General features: G+C 71.1%; 13 protein-coding genes. 5 read left to right on the forward strand and 8 right to left on the reverse strand.

Features of this window, described 5'->3' with window-relative positions:
• Positions 1-41: 41 nt before the first annotated feature.
• The gene (locus tag OG698_RS13560) at positions 42-1,784 is read left to right on the forward strand and encodes a hypothetical protein (RefSeq protein ID WP_406103279.1); all 1,743 of its coding nucleotides are present in this window, start codon (positions 42-44) and stop codon (positions 1,782-1,784) included.
• Between the two features lie 5 nt (positions 1,785-1,789).
• On the opposite strand, the gene OG698_RS13565 is transcribed toward OG698_RS13560, so the two are convergent.
• From OG698_RS13565 to OG698_RS13585, 5 genes are all read right to left on the reverse strand, one after another.
• Positions 1,790-2,965: an XdhC family protein gene (locus OG698_RS13565; protein WP_406103280.1), complete on the reverse strand. Its 1,176-nt coding sequence runs from the start codon at positions 2,963-2,965 to the stop codon at positions 1,790-1,792.
• Between the two features lie 55 nt (positions 2,966-3,020).
• Positions 3,021-4,478 (reverse strand): NCS2 family permease, encoded by a 1,458-nt coding sequence (locus tag OG698_RS13570; protein WP_406103281.1) that lies wholly within the window; start codon positions 4,476-4,478, stop codon positions 3,021-3,023.
• Positions 4,479-4,773: 295 nt separating this feature from the next.
• Entirely contained in the window at positions 4,774-7,173 is a 2,400-nt protein-coding gene (locus tag OG698_RS13575; protein ID WP_406103282.1) for a xanthine dehydrogenase family protein molybdopterin-binding subunit, read from the reverse strand.
• Positions 7,174-7,177: 4 nt separating this feature from the next.
• Positions 7,178-7,807, reverse strand: coding sequence for a (2Fe-2S)-binding protein (locus OG698_RS13580; RefSeq protein ID WP_399967695.1), 630 nt, complete (start codon positions 7,805-7,807; stop codon positions 7,178-7,180).
• A complete protein-coding gene (locus tag OG698_RS13585) occupies positions 7,807-8,697 on the reverse strand; it encodes an FAD binding domain-containing protein (protein ID WP_399967693.1) in 891 nt (296 codons plus the stop codon). The genes OG698_RS13580 and OG698_RS13585 overlap by 1 nt, the downstream gene beginning before the upstream one ends.
• A 338-nt stretch (positions 8,698-9,035) precedes the next feature.
• Between OG698_RS13585 and OG698_RS13590 the strand changes: the two genes are divergently transcribed.
• Positions 9,036-10,712 (forward strand): PucR family transcriptional regulator, encoded by a 1,677-nt coding sequence (locus tag OG698_RS13590; protein WP_406103283.1) that lies wholly within the window; start codon positions 9,036-9,038, stop codon positions 10,710-10,712.
• Positions 10,713-10,876: 164 nt separating this feature from the next.
• Positions 10,877-11,638, forward strand: a complete 762-nt coding sequence (locus OG698_RS13595; protein WP_406103284.1) for a hypothetical protein — start codon at positions 10,877-10,879, stop codon at positions 11,636-11,638.
• A 31-nt stretch (positions 11,639-11,669) separates the two neighbouring features.
• On the opposite strand, the gene OG698_RS13600 is transcribed toward OG698_RS13595, so the two are convergent.
• Entirely contained in the window at positions 11,670-12,446 is a 777-nt protein-coding gene (locus OG698_RS13600) for a GntR family transcriptional regulator (RefSeq protein ID WP_406103285.1), read from the reverse strand.
• Between the two features lie 141 nt (positions 12,447-12,587).
• Here OG698_RS13600 and OG698_RS13605 point away from each other — a divergent pair, with 141 nt between their 5' ends.
• A complete protein-coding gene (locus tag OG698_RS13605) occupies positions 12,588-13,433 on the forward strand; it encodes a (2Fe-2S)-binding protein (protein ID WP_406103286.1) in 846 nt (281 codons plus the stop codon).
• A gap of 216 nt (positions 13,434-13,649) precedes the next feature.
• Positions 13,650-14,729 carry a DUF2637 domain-containing protein gene (locus tag OG698_RS13610; protein WP_406103287.1) on the forward strand — a complete coding sequence of 360 codons (1,080 nt, stop codon included), beginning with the start codon at positions 13,650-13,652 and terminating at the stop codon, positions 14,727-14,729.
• Between the two features lie 239 nt (positions 14,730-14,968).
• On the opposite strand, the gene OG698_RS13615 is transcribed toward OG698_RS13610, so the two are convergent.
• The gene (locus tag OG698_RS13615; RefSeq protein ID WP_406111040.1) at positions 14,969-15,463 is read right to left on the reverse strand and encodes an ATP-binding protein; all 495 of its coding nucleotides are present in this window, start codon (positions 15,461-15,463) and stop codon (positions 14,969-14,971) included.
• Positions 15,464-15,621: 158 nt separating this feature from the next.
• Entirely contained in the window at positions 15,622-17,367 is a 1,746-nt protein-coding gene (locus OG698_RS13620; RefSeq protein ID WP_406103288.1) for a pyruvate dehydrogenase, read from the reverse strand.
• Positions 17,368-17,380 lie beyond the last annotated feature (13 nt).

The following is a 17,380-nucleotide window of genomic DNA, read 5'->3' on the forward strand; positions in this document are numbered from 1 at the left end:
AGGGCGAACACGCGCGCGGTCCTTGCGGTGATACTGAATTGATGGACCGCTCCTCCCAGTTCGCGCCGTTCGGTACGCGCGCTGCCGCGCTGCTCGGCCAGTGGCAGCAGCAGAACCACCGCCCGCTGACCGCCCCGGCCTGGCTCGACACCGGTGGCAGCGGTGCGTCCCTGGCCTCCGTGTTCGTGCGGGACAGCGATCCGGGGCGCACCAAACGCCGGATGATCATCAAGCTCTGTTCCCCGGACGGCGACTCCTCGATGGAACCGGGGCGGCTCGTCGCCGCGAGGCGGTCCCTGCCGAACGGCGATGCCTCGTTCCCCCGCGACCATCTCGTGGAGCAGCTCTACGATCCGATGCCGGTGGACGACGCCTGGCTGATGTTCCAGGGCTTCGCGGGCAACGACGAGACCATGGTGACGCTCAGCACGATCCTGCGGCAGCGGCGCATGCCCGGCGTCGCCGCGCAGATCACGCGGTCCCTGCTGGCCGACTGGAATCCGGACGAGGACTCGGACGGGCAGATGTCCGCGGCCTCGTTCGTCTCCGAACTCCTCGACCGACGCCTCGAACCGGCGGAACCCCTGGCCGTCTGGGTGCGCGACAAACTGGGCCTCGACCTCGATACCGCGTGGATCAGACTGGGCCGCACGAACGCCGCGCCGGTCCCCAACCCCGTACGCCTGACGGGAAGTTGCCCGCTCGCGGCGGACACCGTCGACTACCCGATGCGCGGCCGGGCGCACGGCGATCTGCACCCCGGCAACATCATGGTGCCCAGGGAGCCCGACGCGGACATAGGCCGCTACGTCCTGATCGACCTGTCGCGCTTCGACGAGCGGGCGCTGCTCGCCCGTGACCCCGTGCATCTGCTGCTCTGCCTGGTGGCCGACTTCCTGCCGCACCTTTCCGACGACGCCCGCGCCGAACTCCTCGACCTGCTCATCGGCCGGGACACCCCGGGTCTGCTGATCCCGCAGGGCCTGGCCCGGACGGTCGACGAGGTGCGCAAGGCACCGGGCGGCTGGCTGCACCAGCGCACCATCTCGGGCCAGTGGACCGGTCAGTGGCTCCTGTCGATGCAGGCGTGCGCGCTGATGTTCACGGCCCGCGTCCGGTACGACGCGCGGGACCGGTGGTGGTTCTTCCGGCTCGCGGCGGAGGCGGCCGGCGCTTATCTGGGGCCGGCCGAAGCGTACGAGCCGGGTGAGGTGCAGTTCGTGCCGGGGCCACGGGAGGCCGAACCGAAGGTGGTGGAGGTGGTGGTGGCCGCGGCGGCGAAGGTGCCGGAGCAGGTGACACCGCCCGAAGCGAAGCCCGCGGCGGAGCCCGGTCCCGTACGGGTCCCCGCCCCCGCACCCGTACGGGAGTCAGCCCCCGGGACTCTCCCGGAGGCACTCCCGGGCACGCTCCCGGCGCTCCTCCTGGACCTCGGCAACGCCTTCGGGACCGGGCTCGAAGAGCTCAGGCAGCAGGAGGCGGGGTCGGTCATCGCCAAGACGCTCGGCTTCATCAGGGAGCAGGCCTACCGGGGACAGATCGATCTCTCGGCGCTGCTCGACGCCGCTGACGGCACTCTCGGCGAGGAGGACCGGTCCCGCCTCCACGCGGTCCGCGGGCACCTCGCCAGTGTCACCGAGGCGGCGAACGAACCGGGGTTCTCGCACAAACAGCCTTTGTTCGTACGGGACTTGGCTCATCGGGCCCTCGTCATGAGGATCGACCAGCTGCTCGTGTCCGCGCGAGACGCGGCGCTCGGCCTTCAGGCCGGTCAGGCCGGTTAGACCGGTCAGGCCACGGACCCGATCCGGACGGAGGGTGCCCGCGCTCCGTCGGGATGAATCGGCGTGTGGGCGCCGGTCAGCGCGACACCGCTGCCGCCGCGCCGGTTGGCGACGATCTCCGAGGCGATGGACAGGGCCGTCTCCTCGGGGGTGCGGGCGCCCAGGTCGAGGCCGATCGGCGAGCGCAGGCGCGCCAGTTCGAGTTCGGTGACGCCTACGTCGCGCAGGCGGTCGTTGCGGTCGAGGTGGGTGCGGCGGGAGCCCATGGCGCCGACGTAGGCGACGGGCAGGCGCAGCGCGAGCTGGAGGAGCGGGACGTCGAACTTGGCGTCGTGGGTGAGGACGCACAGGACGGTGCGTCCGTCCGTCTGCGTGCGCTCCAGGTACTTGTGGGGCCATTCCACGACGATGTCGTCGGCGTCGGGGAAGCGGGCCGGCGTGGCGAAGACGGGGCGCGCGTCGCACACCGTCACGTGGTAGCCGAGGAACTTGCCGATCCTGACGAGCGCCGCCGCGAAGTCGATGGCTCCGAAGACGATCATGCGGGGCGGGGGGACCGACGACTCGACGAGGAGGGTGAGGGGCTGCCCGCAGCGCGAGCCGCTCTCGCCGATTTCCACGGTGGCGGTGCGTCCGGCGTCGAGGAGCGCGCGGGCCTCGCCGGCCGCGGTGCGGTCCAGTTCGGGGTGCCCGCCGAGGCTGCCCTCGTAGCCGCCTCCGAAGCCGCTCCCGGGGCCGCTGTCTTCGCCTACGAGGATGGCGCGGCCCATGAGTTCGGCCGGGCCCTGGGTGATGCGCGCGACCGCCGCCGCCCTGCCTCGGGCGGCGGCGGACAGCGCCGCCGCGAGCACCTCCCGTCCCGGGGTGTCCGCGCGAACCGGGGTGACCAGGATGTCGATGATTCCGCCGCAGGTGAGCCCCACGGCGAAGGCGTCGTCGTCGCTGTAGCCGAAGCGTTCGAGGACGGTCTCGCCGTCCTGGAGCGCCTGTTGGCACAGTTCGTAGACGGCGCCCTCCACGCAGCCGCCGGAGACCGAGCCGATCGCTGTGCCGTCGGTGTCGACGGCGAGTGCGGCGCCCGGCTGCCGGGGCGCGCTCCCGCCGACGGCCACCACGGTGGCCACGGCGAAGTCGCGTCCCTGCTCGACCCACCGGTGCAGCTCTTCGGCGATGTCCAGCATCTCTAGGTCTCCTTGTCGGTTGCGTGGAGGGCGCGGGGCCCTCGCGGGCCGGACGTCAGTGGACGCCCAGCCATCCTTCGATCGGGTTGAGGGCGAAGTACACGAGGAAGATCACCGTGAGGCCCCACATGAAGGCCCCGATCTCCCGGGCCTTGCCCTGGGCGACCTTGATGGCGACCCAGGAGATGACGCCCGCGGCCACACCGGTGGTGATGGTGTAGGTGAAGGGCATCAGGACCACGGTCAGGAAGACCGGGATCGCGGTGGCGCGGTCCGCCCAGTCGACGTGCCGGGCGTTCATCATCATCATCGCGCCGATGACGACGAGCGCGGCGGAGGCGACCTCCTGGGGCACGATCGCGGTGACCGGGGTGAAGAACAGACAGGCCGCGAAGAACAGGCCGGTCACGGCGGAAGCGAGGCCTGTGCGGGCTCCCTCGCCGACGCCGGTCGCGGACTCGACGAACACGGTCTGACCCGAGCCGCCGGCGACGCCGCCGATGGCGCCGCCCGCTCCGTCGATGAACAGAGCCTTGGACAGGCCCGGCATGCGGCCCTTGTCGTCGGCGAGCTTGGCCTCGGTGCCGACGCCGATGATGGTGGCCATCGCGTCGAAGAAGCCGGCGAGGACCAGGGTGAAGACGATCATGCCGACGGTCATCGCGCCGACTTTGCCCCAGCCGCCGAACTCGACATGGCCGAAGAGCGAGAAGTCGGGCGTCGAGACCGCGCTGCCGTGCAGCTCGGGGGCTCCGTTGGCCCACTGCTTGGGGTTGATCACGTCGAGCTCGTTGAGAATCATCGCGACGACGGTGCCGGTGATGATGCCGATCAGGATGGCGCCGGGGGTGTTGCGGGCCTGGAGCATGAAGATCAGGAGCAGGGTGCCCGCGAAGAGCAGGACGGGCCAGCCGGCGAGTTCTCCGGTGGCGCCGAGCGCGAGCGGGGTGGCCTTGCCGACCTGTACGAAGCCGGACTTGTAGAGGCCGATCAGGGCGATGAAGAGGCCGATGCCCATCGTGATGCCGTGCTTGAGCGCGAGAGGGATCGCGTTCATGATCATTTCACGGAGGCCGGTGACGACCAGCAGCATGATCACCACGCCGTACATCACGCACATGCCCATGGCCTGCGGCCACGTCATCTCGGGGGCGACCTGCGAAGAGATCACACCTGAGACGGAGAGGCCGGCGGCGAGTGCGAGCGGCACCTTGCCGACGAAGCCCATGAGGAGCGTGGTGAACGCCGCGGCGAAGGCGGTGGCGGTGATGAGGGCCTTCTGGCCCATCATGTCGCCCGCCACGTCCTTGCCGGACAGGATCAGGGGGTTGAGCAGCAGGATGTACGCCATGGCCATGAAGGTCGTGACGCCGCCGCGCACCTCACGCGCGACAGTCGATCCTCGTTCGGATATGTGGAAGTACCGGTCGAGCCAAGACCTGCCGGCCGACGGACGCGAGCCTGCGCCCGCGTCTTCGGCGGTGGTCTTCGGCTCCAGGGACTGCTGGGTCATGGTGCCTACTCCCAAGGTTCACAGGGACACCCGCACAAACTTGATTGGAGATCGCGGGATTTGGGATGGTGCGTGGGCTGCACGACCCGGGGGACGGCCCGAGACGAACGGGGTAATGCGTAGCTGTGTTACGCAAGAAACCGTGTTGCTGGTGTTGTTGCCGGTGGTGCCTTGGTGCTGGTGGTGCCGGTGATGCTGGAAAGAACCGCGAGCGGTGCGGTACTTGAAGGCTCCGGACGGTGCGGGCTGGGAAGTGTGACGTTCCTGGGAGGCACGCACCGTCCGGAGAGCTTTGTCAGGCCGGGCCCGTTCCCGTGAGGTGCTCGGGGCGTACCGGAGTCCGGTCGAGCTGCAGGCCCGTCGCGTTGCGGATCGCCGCGAGGACGGCCGGCGTGGACGACAGGGTCGGGGCCTCGCCGATGCCGCGCAGCCCGTACGGGGCGTGGTCGTCGGCGAGTTCGAGCACGTCGACCGGGATGGTCGGCGTGTCGAGAATCGTGGGGAGCAGATAGTCCGTGAAGGACGGGTTCCTGACCTTCGCGGTCTTGGGGTCGACGACGATCTCCTCCATCACCGCGATGCCCATGCCCTGGAGGGTGCCGCCCTGGATCTGCCCGACGACGGACAGCGGGTTGAGTGCCTTGCCGACGTCCTGGGCGCAGGCCAGCTCGATGACCTTGACCAGGCCGAGCTCGGTGTCGACCTCGACGACGGCGCGGTGCGCGGCGAACGAGTACTGCACGTGACCGTTGCCCTGACCGGTGACCAGGTCGAAGGGGACGGTGGGCCGGTGGCGCCACTGCTCCTCCACCTCGACGACCTCGCCCTCCAGCACGTCGACGAGATCGGCGAGGACCTCGCCTCCGTCGGTGACGACCTTGCCGCCCTCCAGGAGGAGCTCGGCCGTCGCCCACGCCGGGTGGTAGGTGCCCTTCTTGCGGCGCCCGATCTCCAGGACCCTCTCGCGCACCAGCTCGCAGGCGTTCTTGACGGCGCCGCCGGTCACGTACGTCTGACGCGACGCGGACGTGGAGCCGGCCGAGCCGACCTGCGTGTCGGCGGGGTGGATGGTCACCTGCCCGACGCCCAGCTCGGTGCGGGCGATCTGCGCGTGGACGGTGATGCCGCCCTGGCCGACTTCCGCCATGGCGGTGTGCACGGTGACGACGGCCTCGCCGTTGATGACCTCCATGCGCACCTTGGCGGTGGAGTAGTCGTCGAAGCCCTCGGAGAAGCCGACGTTCTTGATGCCGACCGCGTAACCCACACCCCGGACGACGCCTTCGCCGTGCGTGGTGTTGGACAGACCGCCGGGCAGCTGGCGCACGTCGGAGCCCTCGCTGGACTCCCACTGGCGCTCCATCGGCAGCGGCATCGCCTGGACACGGCGCAGCAGTTCGGCGACCGGGGCCGGGGAGTCGACCGGCTGGCCTGTCGGCATGAGCGTGCCCTGTTCCATGGCGTTGAGCTGCCGGAACGCGACCCGGTCCATGCCCACCTTGTCGGCGAGCTTGTCCATCTGGGCCTCGTACGCGAAGCACGCCTGGACCGCGCCGAAGCCGCGCATGGCGCCGCAGGGCGGGTTGTTCGAGTAGAGCGCGATCGCCTCGATGTCCACGTCGTCGATCACGTACGGACCGACGGAGAGCGACGAGGCGTTGCCGACGACCGCCGGCGAGGCGGAGGCGTAGGCGCCGCCGTCGAGGACGATCTTGCACTTCATGTGCGTGAGCTTGCCGTCCTTGGTCGCCCCGTGCTCGTAGTAGAGCCTCGCGGGGTGGCGGTGGACGTGCCCGAAGAACGACTCGAAGCGGTTGTAGACGATCTTGACCGGCTTGCCCGTGCGCAGCGCCAGGAGGCAGGCGTGGATCTGCATGGACAGGTCCTCGCGGCCGCCGAAGGCGCCGCCGACGCCGGAGAGCGTCATGCGGACCTTGTCCTCGGGCAGGCCGAGGACGGGGGCGATCTGCTGGAGGTCCGAGTGCAGCCACTGGGTGGCGACGTACAGGTCGACGCCGCCGTCCTCGGACGGCACGGCCAGACCCGACTCGGGGCCGAGGAACGCCTGGTCCTGCATGCCGAAGTAGTACTCGCCCTTGACGATGAAGTCGGCCTGCTTGGCCGCCTCTTCGGCGTTGCCGCGGACGATCGGCTGGCGGTGCACGATGTTCGGGTGCGGGACGTGGCCGATGTGGTGGTCGTCGCGGCCCTCGTGGACGAGGATCGCGTCCGGCGCGGTCGCGCTCGCCTCGTCGGTGATGACGGGGAGTTCGCGGTACTCAACCTTGATCTTGGCGGCTGCGCGGCGCGCGGTCTCCGGGTGGTCGGCGGCCACGATGGCGACGGGCTCGCCGTGGTGGCGGACCTTGCCGTGGGCGAGGACCGGGGTGTCCTGGATCTCCAGGCCGTAGTTCTTCACGTCGGTCGGCAGGTCGTCGTACGTAAGTACCGCGTAGACGCCGGGAGTTGCGAGGGCCTCGCCCGTGTCGATGGAGAGGATCTCGGCGTGCGCGACCGGGGAGCGCAGGATCTGGCCCCACAGCATGTCCTCGTGCCACATGTCGGACGAGTACGCGAACTCGCCGGTGACCTTGAGGGTGCCGTCCGGGCGGAGCGTGGACTCGCCGATGCCGCCCTTGGTCTTGGAGCCCTGCGTGACGTTGAACGGAATGCCGGTGGTGCGTGTGTCGGCCATGGCGTCAGGCTCCCTGGCTCGGAACAGTTGCGGACTGGCGCGCGGCGGCGAGCCGTACCGCGTCCATGATCTTCTCGTAGCCCGTGCAGCGGCACAGGTTGCCCGACAGGCCCTCACGGATGTCCGCGTCGGACGGGTCCGGGGTGCGCTCGAGCATCTCGTCGGCGGCGACCAGGAGACCCGGCGTGCAGAAGCCGCACTGGACGGCGCCGGCGTCGATGAACGCCTGCTGGATCGGGGAGAGTCCATCGCCCTCGCCGGTCTGCGAGTCGCTCGGCTTGGACTGCCACTGCTGGGCGTCCTGGAGCGAGGTGCCCGCCTGGCCGGCCTTGCCCGCGTCGTCGCCGCAGGCGCCGCTCGCGCAGCCCCCGTGCTGCGCGCGCTGCCTGGCGAAGTCGGCGAGACCCTCGACGGTGACGACGTCGCGGCCCTCGACCTGTCCGGCCGCGACCAGACACGAACAGACCGGTACGCCGTCGAGGCGGACGGTGCAGGAGCCGCACTCGCCCTGCTCGCAGGCGTTCTTGGAGCCGGGCAGCCCCATGCGCTCACGCAGGACGTACAGGAGGCTCTCGCCCTCCCACACGTCGTCGGCTTCCTGCTGACGGCCGTTGACCGTGAAATTGACGCGCATTACGCGACTCCCTCCGTGCTTGCGGCGGTGCCGCGGTAGGACTCCCAGGTCCACGTCAGGGTGCGGCGGGCCATGATGCCGACGGCGTGCCGGCGGTAGCTCGCGGTGCCCCGGACGTCGTCGATCGGGTTGCAGGCAGCCGAGCAGAGGTCCGCGAACTGCTTGGCGACCGAAGGGGCGATGATCTTGCCGTTGTCCCAGAAGCCGCCCTCTTCGAGCGCAGCGTTCAGGAACTCCTCGGCGGCCTTGGCACGGACCGGGGTCGGCGCGGCAGAGCCGATGCCGGTGCGGACCGTACGGGTCTCGGGGTGCAGCGCCAGGCCGAAGGCGCACACGGCGATGACCATCGCGTTGCGGGTGCCGACCTTGGAGTACTGCTGCGGGCCGTCGGCCTTCTTGATGTGGACGGCGCGGATGAGCTCGTCGGCGGCGAGCGCGTTGCGCTTCACGCCGGTGTAGAACTCGTCGATCGGGATACGGCGCGAGCCGCGTACGGACTCCACCTCGACCTCGCAGTCGGCGGCGAGGAGCGCGGGGTGGGCGTCACCGGCGGGCGACGCGGTGCCGAGGTTGCCTCCGACGCCGCCGCGGTTGCGGATCTGCGGCGAGGCCACCGTGTGCGAGGCCAGGGCCAGGCCGGGCAGCTCGGCGCGCAGGTTCTCCATGATCTTGGTGTAGGGGACGGAGGCGCCGAGGCGGACGGTGTCCTGCCCGACCTCCCATTCGCCGAGCTCTCCGATGCGGTTCAGGTCAAGGAGGTACTCGGGGCGCCGGTGGTCGAAGTTGATCTCGACCATCACATCGGTGCCACCCGCGAGCGGCACAGCGGTGGGGTGCTCGGCCTTGGCGGCGAGCGCCTCCTCCCAGCTGGCGGGGCGAAGGAAGTCCATGAGCGGCTCTCTTCTTCGTTGATCTCGTGGTCGGTCGTTCGAACGGATCGAGCCACGGGATGTGCGGACCTCGAAGGCTCGTTCATGTGCTGTTTACGTGGAGTGGGCTCAGTACACAGCGCGGCACTCCGCCGTGGTCAGTCACGGAAACCATGAAGGAGTTGGCTGGCCAACCGGGACGTCTTGTAGATTCATATAAACAGCGGGCACCGGGAACCTCACCGCTTTCCCCTTGAAGCGCAGAACCACACGCAACACGGACACGGTGCCCGGGAAGCGGCCCCGGCCGCCTCACCGTCAGGCAAGCACAATCTTCGAGACAGATCGGCGGCAATGAGATGCGGCTGCGCGCCCTACTTGATACAGACGCGCTGGGCCTCAGGCTGCTCGGCGGCGAGGACGAACTGGACCGCACCGTGCGCGGTGTGATGACCACGGACCTGCGGGACCCCAGCCGCTACCTCTCCGGCGGCGAGCTGGTCCTCACCGGGCTCGCGTGGCGCCGGGACGCGGCGGACTCCGAACCGTTCGTCCGTATCCTCGCGACGGCCGGCGTGGCCGCGCTCGCGGCCGGTGAGGCCGAGCTCGGGGACATTCCCGACGACATCGTCGAGGCATGCGCGCGCCACCGGCTCCCGCTGTTCGCGGTGAACGAGTCCGTCGCCTTCGCGACGGTCACCGAGCACGTCGTGCGCCAGGTCTCGGGCGAGCGGGCCGGCGACCTGGCCGCCGTCGTCGACCGGCACCGGCGCCTCATGACCTCCGGCCCCGCGGGCGGCGGCCCCGACGTGGTCCTCGACCTTCTCGGCACCGACCTCGACCTGCGCGCCTGGGTACTCTCCCCCGCGGGCCGGGCCATCGCCGGGTCGAGCGCGGCGGGCCCCGAGCTGCCCGCCGGCGTCCGCGCCCGCCTCGCGGCCGAGCACCTGGCGGCCACCCGCACCGGGCGGCGCGGGCCGCACAGGGTGACGCTGAACAGCACGACGTACTCGCTGTTCCCGATCCGCAGCGCGGGCCGCGGCGCGACGCCCGCCTCCCGCGACGTGCGCGAGACGGTCCTGTCCGACTGGCTGCTCGCCGTCGAGGCGGACGCCGGCGACTGGCCCGAGGAGCGGCTCGACCTGCTCCAGGGCGTGACCCAGCTGATCGCCGTCGAGCGCGACCGCCGCGACGCGGCCCGCACCGTGCGCCGCCGGCTCGCGCAGGAGGTCCTCGAACTGGTCCAGACGGGTGCCGCCCCCGCCGAGATCGCCGCACGCCTGCGCGTCGCCGCGCCCGTGCTGCTCCCCGGCCTCGGTGCCGCCCCGCACTGGCAGGTCATAGTGGCGAAGGTCGAGTGGGACAGCGGCGACATCGAGGGCGGCCCGGTCGCCCAGTCGCTCCTGGAGGAGATCCTCGTCGACCCCCTGTCGGCGGGTCCCGAGCCCTCCGACCGCATCGCCGTCGCCCACAACGGCGACGAGGCCATCGCCCTGGTGCCGCTGCCCGCCGTGCCGGACGAGCACGACGGGACGCAGGCGGGGCTGCACGCCGACGCGCTCCTGGACTCCGTACGCGATCCGCTGACGGCGGGCCTCGCGGACGACGGGCGGCTCACGCTGGGCGTCAGCGCCGCCGTGCACTCGGCGGAGGGGCTGCGCGGGGCCCTGGAGGAGGCACGGCACGCCCGCCGCGTCGCCGCGGCCCGTACGGGGCGCGTGTGCGCCGCGGGTCACCAGGAGCTGGCCTCGCACGTCCTGCTGCTGCCGTTCGTCCCGGACGACGTGCGCCGCGCCTTCACGGCCCGCCTCCTCGACCCGCTGCGCGACTACGACCGCAAGCACCGCGCCGAGCTCATTCCGACCCTGGAGGCGTTCCTCGACTGCGACGGTTCGTGGACACGCTGCGCGAGCCGTCTGCACCTCCACGTCAACACGCTGCGCTACCGCGTCGGGCGGATCGAACAGCTCACCAACCGCGATCTCTCGCGGCTCGAGGACAAGCTGGACTTCTTCCTGGCCCTGCGTATGAGCTGAACTCGGGCCGCCCGAGGGGGGTTTCGAACCCCGTCCGCCACCCCATGCGATTGTGAAATCTTTCACCTACCCCCTTGGCCGAGTGCGTACATCCATGCTGAGATGCGCGCACGACAGCTCGGCTCAATGGTGTGCTCGGGGAGGGCAACGTGGCGCATACCGCCATGTCTGGTTCCGGAACGACTGCAGGGGACGATCCACTCCAGACCGCGGTATGGCGGCTGCGCTCACGCGCCTGCTGGACCGACGCGGCCGCGCTGCTCGAGCGGCTCGCCGCGACGGACGCGCGGGCCGCGCTCCAGCGGGCCGCGCTGCTCGGGGAGCGCTGCCTCTACACCGAGCAGGGCTGGGCCGCCGCGGAGGACGCGCTGCGCGCCGCAGAGGCCCTGGCCCACGACGACGGCGAACGCGGCGCCGCGGCCTGCGAGCGCGGCCAACTCGCCTACTCGGCAACGCTGTTGGGGGTACGGGACCGGGCCGACGAGGCGCGCTCCGCGCTCGGCAGGGCCGCCGCACTGCTCCCGCCCGGCGCCCCGGGACGCGCCCTGCTGGACTTCCGGCGCGGCCTGATGGCGGAGAACCTGTCCGACTCGCCGCAGGCGGCCAGGGCCGCGTACCGCAGGGCCCACGCGGGTGCGACGGCGCACTCCGATCCGCTGCTGCTGTCCTTCACCTGGCGCCATCTGGCCGGACTCGCCCTGCGCGAAGGCGAGTTGACGGAGGCCCGGCACGGTTTCGCCGAGTCGCTGCGCATCCGCGAGGAACTGGGCTACCTGGTCGGCACGGCACCGGCGCTCGCTTCCCTGGCGGAGGCGGAACCCGACCCGGAGGCGGCGGCCCGCTTGCGCGCGGAGGCGTCCCGCCTGTTCCGCCTCCTGGGCGGCGTCCCCACATGGCTGGCGGAGCACTTGCCGACGGCGGCCTGACGGTCCGGCGTGGGCCGATGGCGACGCGCAGTCAGTCCGCCGCCCCGGCGAAGTGCTCCCGCACCAGCGCCTGCACCACCGTGAGGTCCTGGGCCTCCAGGGCCGCGAGGAGTGCCATGTGTTCCGCGGCGTCGGCCACCAGGTCGGCGCGGCGGGACAGCGGTCCGCCGCCGGGCAGGGGCCACTGCGAGCGGCGGTGCAGGTCGTCCGCGACCTGCACGAGCTGTTCGTTGCCGCCGAGGGCGAGCATCGCGCGGTGGAAGGCGCGGTCCGTCTCCGCGTAGTGCGCACGGTCGCCGCCGGCGGCCGCGACGGCCGTCGCGTCGGCGAGCGGCCGCAGCTCGGCCCAGCGCGCCACCGGCACCGTACGGGCGAGCCGCAGCACCACGGGCACCTCGATCAGCGCCCGCACCTCGGCCAGCTCGGCGAGCTCGCGGGCGCTGCGCTCGGTGACGCGGAAGCCGCGGTTCGGCACGACCTCGACGGCGCCTTCGCGGGCCAGCTGCTGCATCGCCTCGCGCACGGGCGTCGCCGAGACGCCGAGGCCGCCCCCGAGGGCGGGCGCGGAGTAGACCTCGCCGGGCACGAGCTCGCCGTCGACGAGCGCGGTGCGCAGCGCGTCGAGCACCTGCCCGCGCACGGAGGTCCGCTCGACGCGGGGGCGCGGCGGCAGCGGCGTCTCGCTGTGGGTGTGCTCGCCCCGGGTCTGCTCGGGCACCTGGTGCCACCCGGCGGTGCCCCGCTGCTCAGGAACGTCCGCGGGCAGCCCTGAGGCGGCGCTGTCGGCGCGCGTTCTGGCCTGCTCCACCCAGGTCCTCCCCAGTCGTCGGTAATCCGCGGAATTCGTCCAACGCAAAACCATAGGCCGCTGGGCCCGCAGTTCAAACCCCCAATCGTTCGGGTAAGGTAAGGCTTACCTGCAAACGATCGCGATTCGGTGGTCCCCTGCATGCCTTTTCCCGCATCGGCTCCCGTGGCCACCCGTGCGCTCACGCCCGCGTACACCCGGCTGACCGAAGTGTTCGCGGGTCTGCGGATCACGGAGCTCACCGACACCGAGCAGCCCCCTCAGGGCAGCGGCTGGGTCGCCGCCGCCCGGCTCGCGGAGGGCGGACCCGCCCTCGACGCGTTCCTCGCGTGGGACAACGCACAGGTACTCAAGGACTACGGGCAGCAGGCCCGCCCGGACGTCGTGGCCAGCTTCGGCCTGCACCGCTACGCCTGGCCCGCCTGCCTGTTGGTCACGGTGCCGTGGTTCCTGGACCGCCGCGTCCCGCGCTTCCCCGTGACGAATGTCGCCTTCCAGCGCACCCTGGGACGGATGGCCGTACGCGTCACCGACTTCGCCTGCCTGCCGGGCGACCCGGCAGCCGCACTGCCCGGCGCCCACGTCGTGCCGGACGAGGAGGCGCTGCGGGCCGAGGTGCGCGCGGCCGTCGCCGACCACCTGGGCCCGGTGCTCACCGGATTCGGACCGCGGATGCGCCGCGGTCCGCGCGCCCTGTGGGGCATGGCGACGGACGAGATCGTCGAGGGCCTCTGGTACGTCGCCCACCTGCTCGGCGAGGAGCGCCGCGCGATGCAGGAGCTCGAACTGCTGCTGCCCGGCACGACGAAACCGTACGTCGGCAAGCCCGCGTTCCGTGAACTCACCGGCCCCGAGGGGCAGTCGCTGCCGACGCGCGACCGGGCGAGCTGCTGCCTCTTCTACACGCTGCGCCCCGAGGACACCTGCGTGACGTGCCCCCGCACCTGCGACGCGGACCGAGTGGCGAGGCTGAGCGCAACCGCCTGAACGCGACGACGGCAACCCCCTCGCCATGAACCACCCTTTCGGGTGACGCGATTCGAACTCAACTTCCCTCATCCTCAGGGGAGTTCGAGCGCATGCCCGCTTCGTACGCCCCCTCGCACTCCAATGGCGTTCTCTTGTCCCGAAACTCCTTGCGCACCCGTGGCCTTGAGCCAATATGGCGGCCGAAAAGCCCTACCGCGACGCAAGGGACCCCAGATGAGACTGACCGACATATCGCTGGACTGGCTGCTTCCCGGCGCCGTGCTGCTCCTGGGCCTGCTGGCGGCGGTGGCGGTCCTCGCTCGCAGCAAGCGCGCCGGGGAGAGGGCGGCCGCATCGTCCGACGACTCGTGGGAACGCAGCGAGGAACGCCGCAGGCGCAAGGAGGCCGTCTACGGCACCGCGTCCTACCTGCTGCTGTTCTGCTGCGCCGCCGTGGCCGCCGCGCTCTCCTTCCACGGGCTTGTCGGCTTCGGCCAGCAGAACCTGAACCTGTCCGGGGGCTGGGAGTACCTCGTCCCGTTCGGCCTCGACGGCGCGGCCATGTTCTGCTCCGTGCTCGCGGTGCGCGAGGCGAGCCACGGCGACGCGGCGCTCGGCTCCCGGATACTCGTGTGGACCTTCGCGGGCGCCGCCGCCTGGTTCAACTGGGTGCACGCGCCGCGCGGCATCAGCCACGCGGGCGCCCCGCACTTCTTCGCCGGCATGTCGCTGTCGGCCGCGGTCCTCTTCGACCGCGCGCTGAAGCAGACGCGCCGCGCGGCCCTGCGTGAACAGGGCCTGGTGCCACGGCCGTTGCCGCAGATCCGGATCGTGCGGTGGCTGCGCGCGCCCCGCGAGACGTACGGCGCCTGGTCGCTGATGCTGCTCGAAGGGGTGCGCACCCTGGACGAGGCAGTGGAGGAGGTGCGCGAGGACAAGCGCGAGAAGGAGCAGAACCGGCTGCGCAGGCGCGAGCACGAGAAGCTGGAGCGGGCCCAGCTCAAGGCGATCAGCCGGGGCCATCCCACGCTCGGCGGGCGCGGAGGGCGCCAGGTGGAGGTGCAGACCGCCGTCTCCGCGGGCGCCGGCACGGGGCAGGTGGGCGCGGAGCCTGCCATATCGGAGGACCCGCCGCCCTCACCCCAGGAACAGCTCCCGCTGCGCGCGCGTCCCTCCCTCCAGGCCGTCAAAGGCGGCCCTGAAGCCGGCAAGCCCGTCACGGTCGACCTCACGGCGGAGGACGACACCCAGGCCCTGCCGCGGCTCGACTCACTGGAGCAGAAGCTCAAGGACCTCGAGCAGCAATTCGGCTAGGTCCTGTCGTCACATTCCCGTCGTCGCCCGGAGGGCGGCCGCGCGGCGTCCGGTGCGTGCTCTCGGCGTGCCGTCCGCAAGTCTGCGTACTGGACGCACTTGGGCTTTCGGCCGGTGCGGCGAGAGTGCGTGCCGGGCGTCGCGCGGCAGACGGGAAGGTGACGACAGGGCCCAGGTCCTGTCGTCCGAAGGGAGTTCGGCCCGGCGGGCGTGCCGTTCCGGGCGGTGGTCCCGCGGTGTCACGCGGGACCACCGTCCAGTTCGAACCAGACCACCTTGCCCACACCCAGGGCCCGTACGCCCCAGGCGTCCGCGAGGGACTGCACCAGGACGAGACCCCGGCCGTTCGTACCGTCGTCGGCGACCGGTGCGCGCAGCCTCGGCCTGCGCCCCACGAAGTCCCTGACCTCCACCCGGAGCCGCTTCGGCCCGACGGTGGCCGTGAGGACGGCGTCGTGGTCGGTGTGCACCAGGGCGTTCGTCACCAGTTCGCTGGTGAGCAGTTCCGCGGTCTCCGACCTCTCCGGCGGGCCCCACTCGTCGAGGAGTTCACGCAGTGCGCGTCTCGCCTCGGGCACCGCCCGCAGATCGGACCGCCCCAGCGTGCGCCTGAGCTTCGCGCCGCCGCCGTCCGTCGTGCCCTCTGTCGCCGCCCCGTCGCCGCCCGGCGCTTCCTCCGTTGGGGAGCGTCCGGCCACCGTGGTGGGAACGCGCCCTCGTACCAGCCGTTTCATGTCCCCCGCCCGCACGCCGATGACCTTGCCCCTTCTCCTGCGACCACGCTCGAACGCGTACACGGGATGCATGCCCCGCACGCATGTCCGCACTCCTGTGGATTCATCCACCAACGAACTCGTGGCCCGGCAGGCGCCGGCAGGGCGACACGTACCGGCTACGGGCGCGGCACGTTGCGGATGTTGGAGCGGGCCATCTGCACCATGCGGCCGACGCCGCCGTCCAGGACGATCTTGGAAGCGGAGAGCGCGAAGCCCGTCACCATCTCGGCGCTGATCCTCGGCGGGATCGACAGAGCGTTGGGGTCGGTGACGATGTCGACGAGGGCGGGGCCCTTGTGCTTGAAGGCGTCCTTCAGCGCCCCGGCGAGCTGCTTCGGTTTCTCCACGCGCACCCCGTACGCGCCGCACGCGCGGGCGACGGCCGCGAAGTCGGGATTCTTGTTCGTCGTCCCGTACGACGGGAGCCCCGCCACCAGCATCTCCAACTCGACCATTCCGAGCGATGAGTTGTTGAAGAGGACGACCTTGACCGGCAGGTCGTACTGGACGAGGGTCAGGAAGTCGCCCATCAGCATGGAGAACCCGCCGTCGCCCGACATCGAGACGACCTGACGGCTCCGGTCGACGAACTGGGCGCCGATCGCCATCGGCAGCGCGTTGGCCATGGAGCCGTGCGAGAACGAACCGATCACGCGGCGGCGCCCGTTGGGCGAGATATAGCGCGCCGCCCATACGTTGCACATGCCCGTGTCGACCGTGAACACGGCGTCTTCGGCGGCGAGTTCGTCCAGTACGGAGGCCACGTACTCGGGGTGGATCGGGACGTGCTTCTCGACCTTCGTCGTGTACGCCTTGATGACGCCTTCGAGGGTGTCCGCGTGCTTCTTGAGCATCTTGTCGAGGAAGCGCCGGTTCGTCTTCGGCTGCACGCGCGGGGTCAGACAGCGCAGCGTCTCGCGCACGTCGCCCCACACGGCGAGATCCAGCTTCGAGCGTCGGCCGAGGTGCTCGGGCCTGACGTCGACCTGGACGATCTTCACGTCCTTCTGCGGCAGGAACGCGTTGTACGGGAAGTCCGTGCCGAGCAGGATCAGCAGATCGCACTCGTGCGTCGCCTCGTACGCGGCGCCGTACCCGAGCAGCCCGCTCATCCCGACGTCGAACGGGTTGTCGTACTGAATCCATTCCTTGCCGCGCAGGGCGTGCCCGACCGGAGACTTGATCTTCTCGGCGAACTCCATGACCTCGGCGTGCGCGCCCGCGGTGCCGCTGCCGCAGAAGAGGGTGACCTTGGCGGCCTCGTCGATCATCTCGACGAGCCGGTCGATCTCCGTGTCGCCCGGGCGGATGGTCGGCCGGGACGTGACGATCGCCGTCTCGACGGACTTCTCGGGGGCGGGCCGGTCGGCGATGTCGCCGGGCAGCGTGACGACGCTGACGCCCGACTGGCCGACCGCGTGCTGGATCGCCGTCTGCAGGACGCGCGGCATCTGCTGCGGGTTGGAGATCATCTCGCTGTAGTGCGAGCACTCCTGGAAGAGCCGGTCCGGGTGGGTCTCCTGGAAGTAGCCGAGGCCGATCTCGCTCGACGGAATGTGCGAGGCGAGGGCCAGGACCGGGGCCATGGAGCGGTGGGCGTCGTAGAGCCCGTTGATGAGGTGCAGATTGCCGGGCCCGCAGGAGCCGGCGCAGGACGTCAGCTTCCCCGTGATCTGCGCCTCCGCCCCGGCGGCGAATGCTGCGGTCTCCTCGTGCCGTACGTGGATCCAGTCGATCGCGGAGTTGCGACGGATCGCGTCGACGACCGGGTTCAGGCTGTCACCGACGACGCCGTACATGCGCTTGACGCCCGCGCGGACGAGGATGTCGACGAACTGCTCGGCGACGTTCTGCTTGGCCATGACTCACGCGCCC

It is taken from the genome of Streptomyces sp. NBC_01003, assembly GCF_045162695.1.
In the GTDB taxonomy this organism is placed as follows: domain Bacteria; phylum Actinomycetota; class Actinomycetes; order Streptomycetales; family Streptomycetaceae; genus Streptomyces.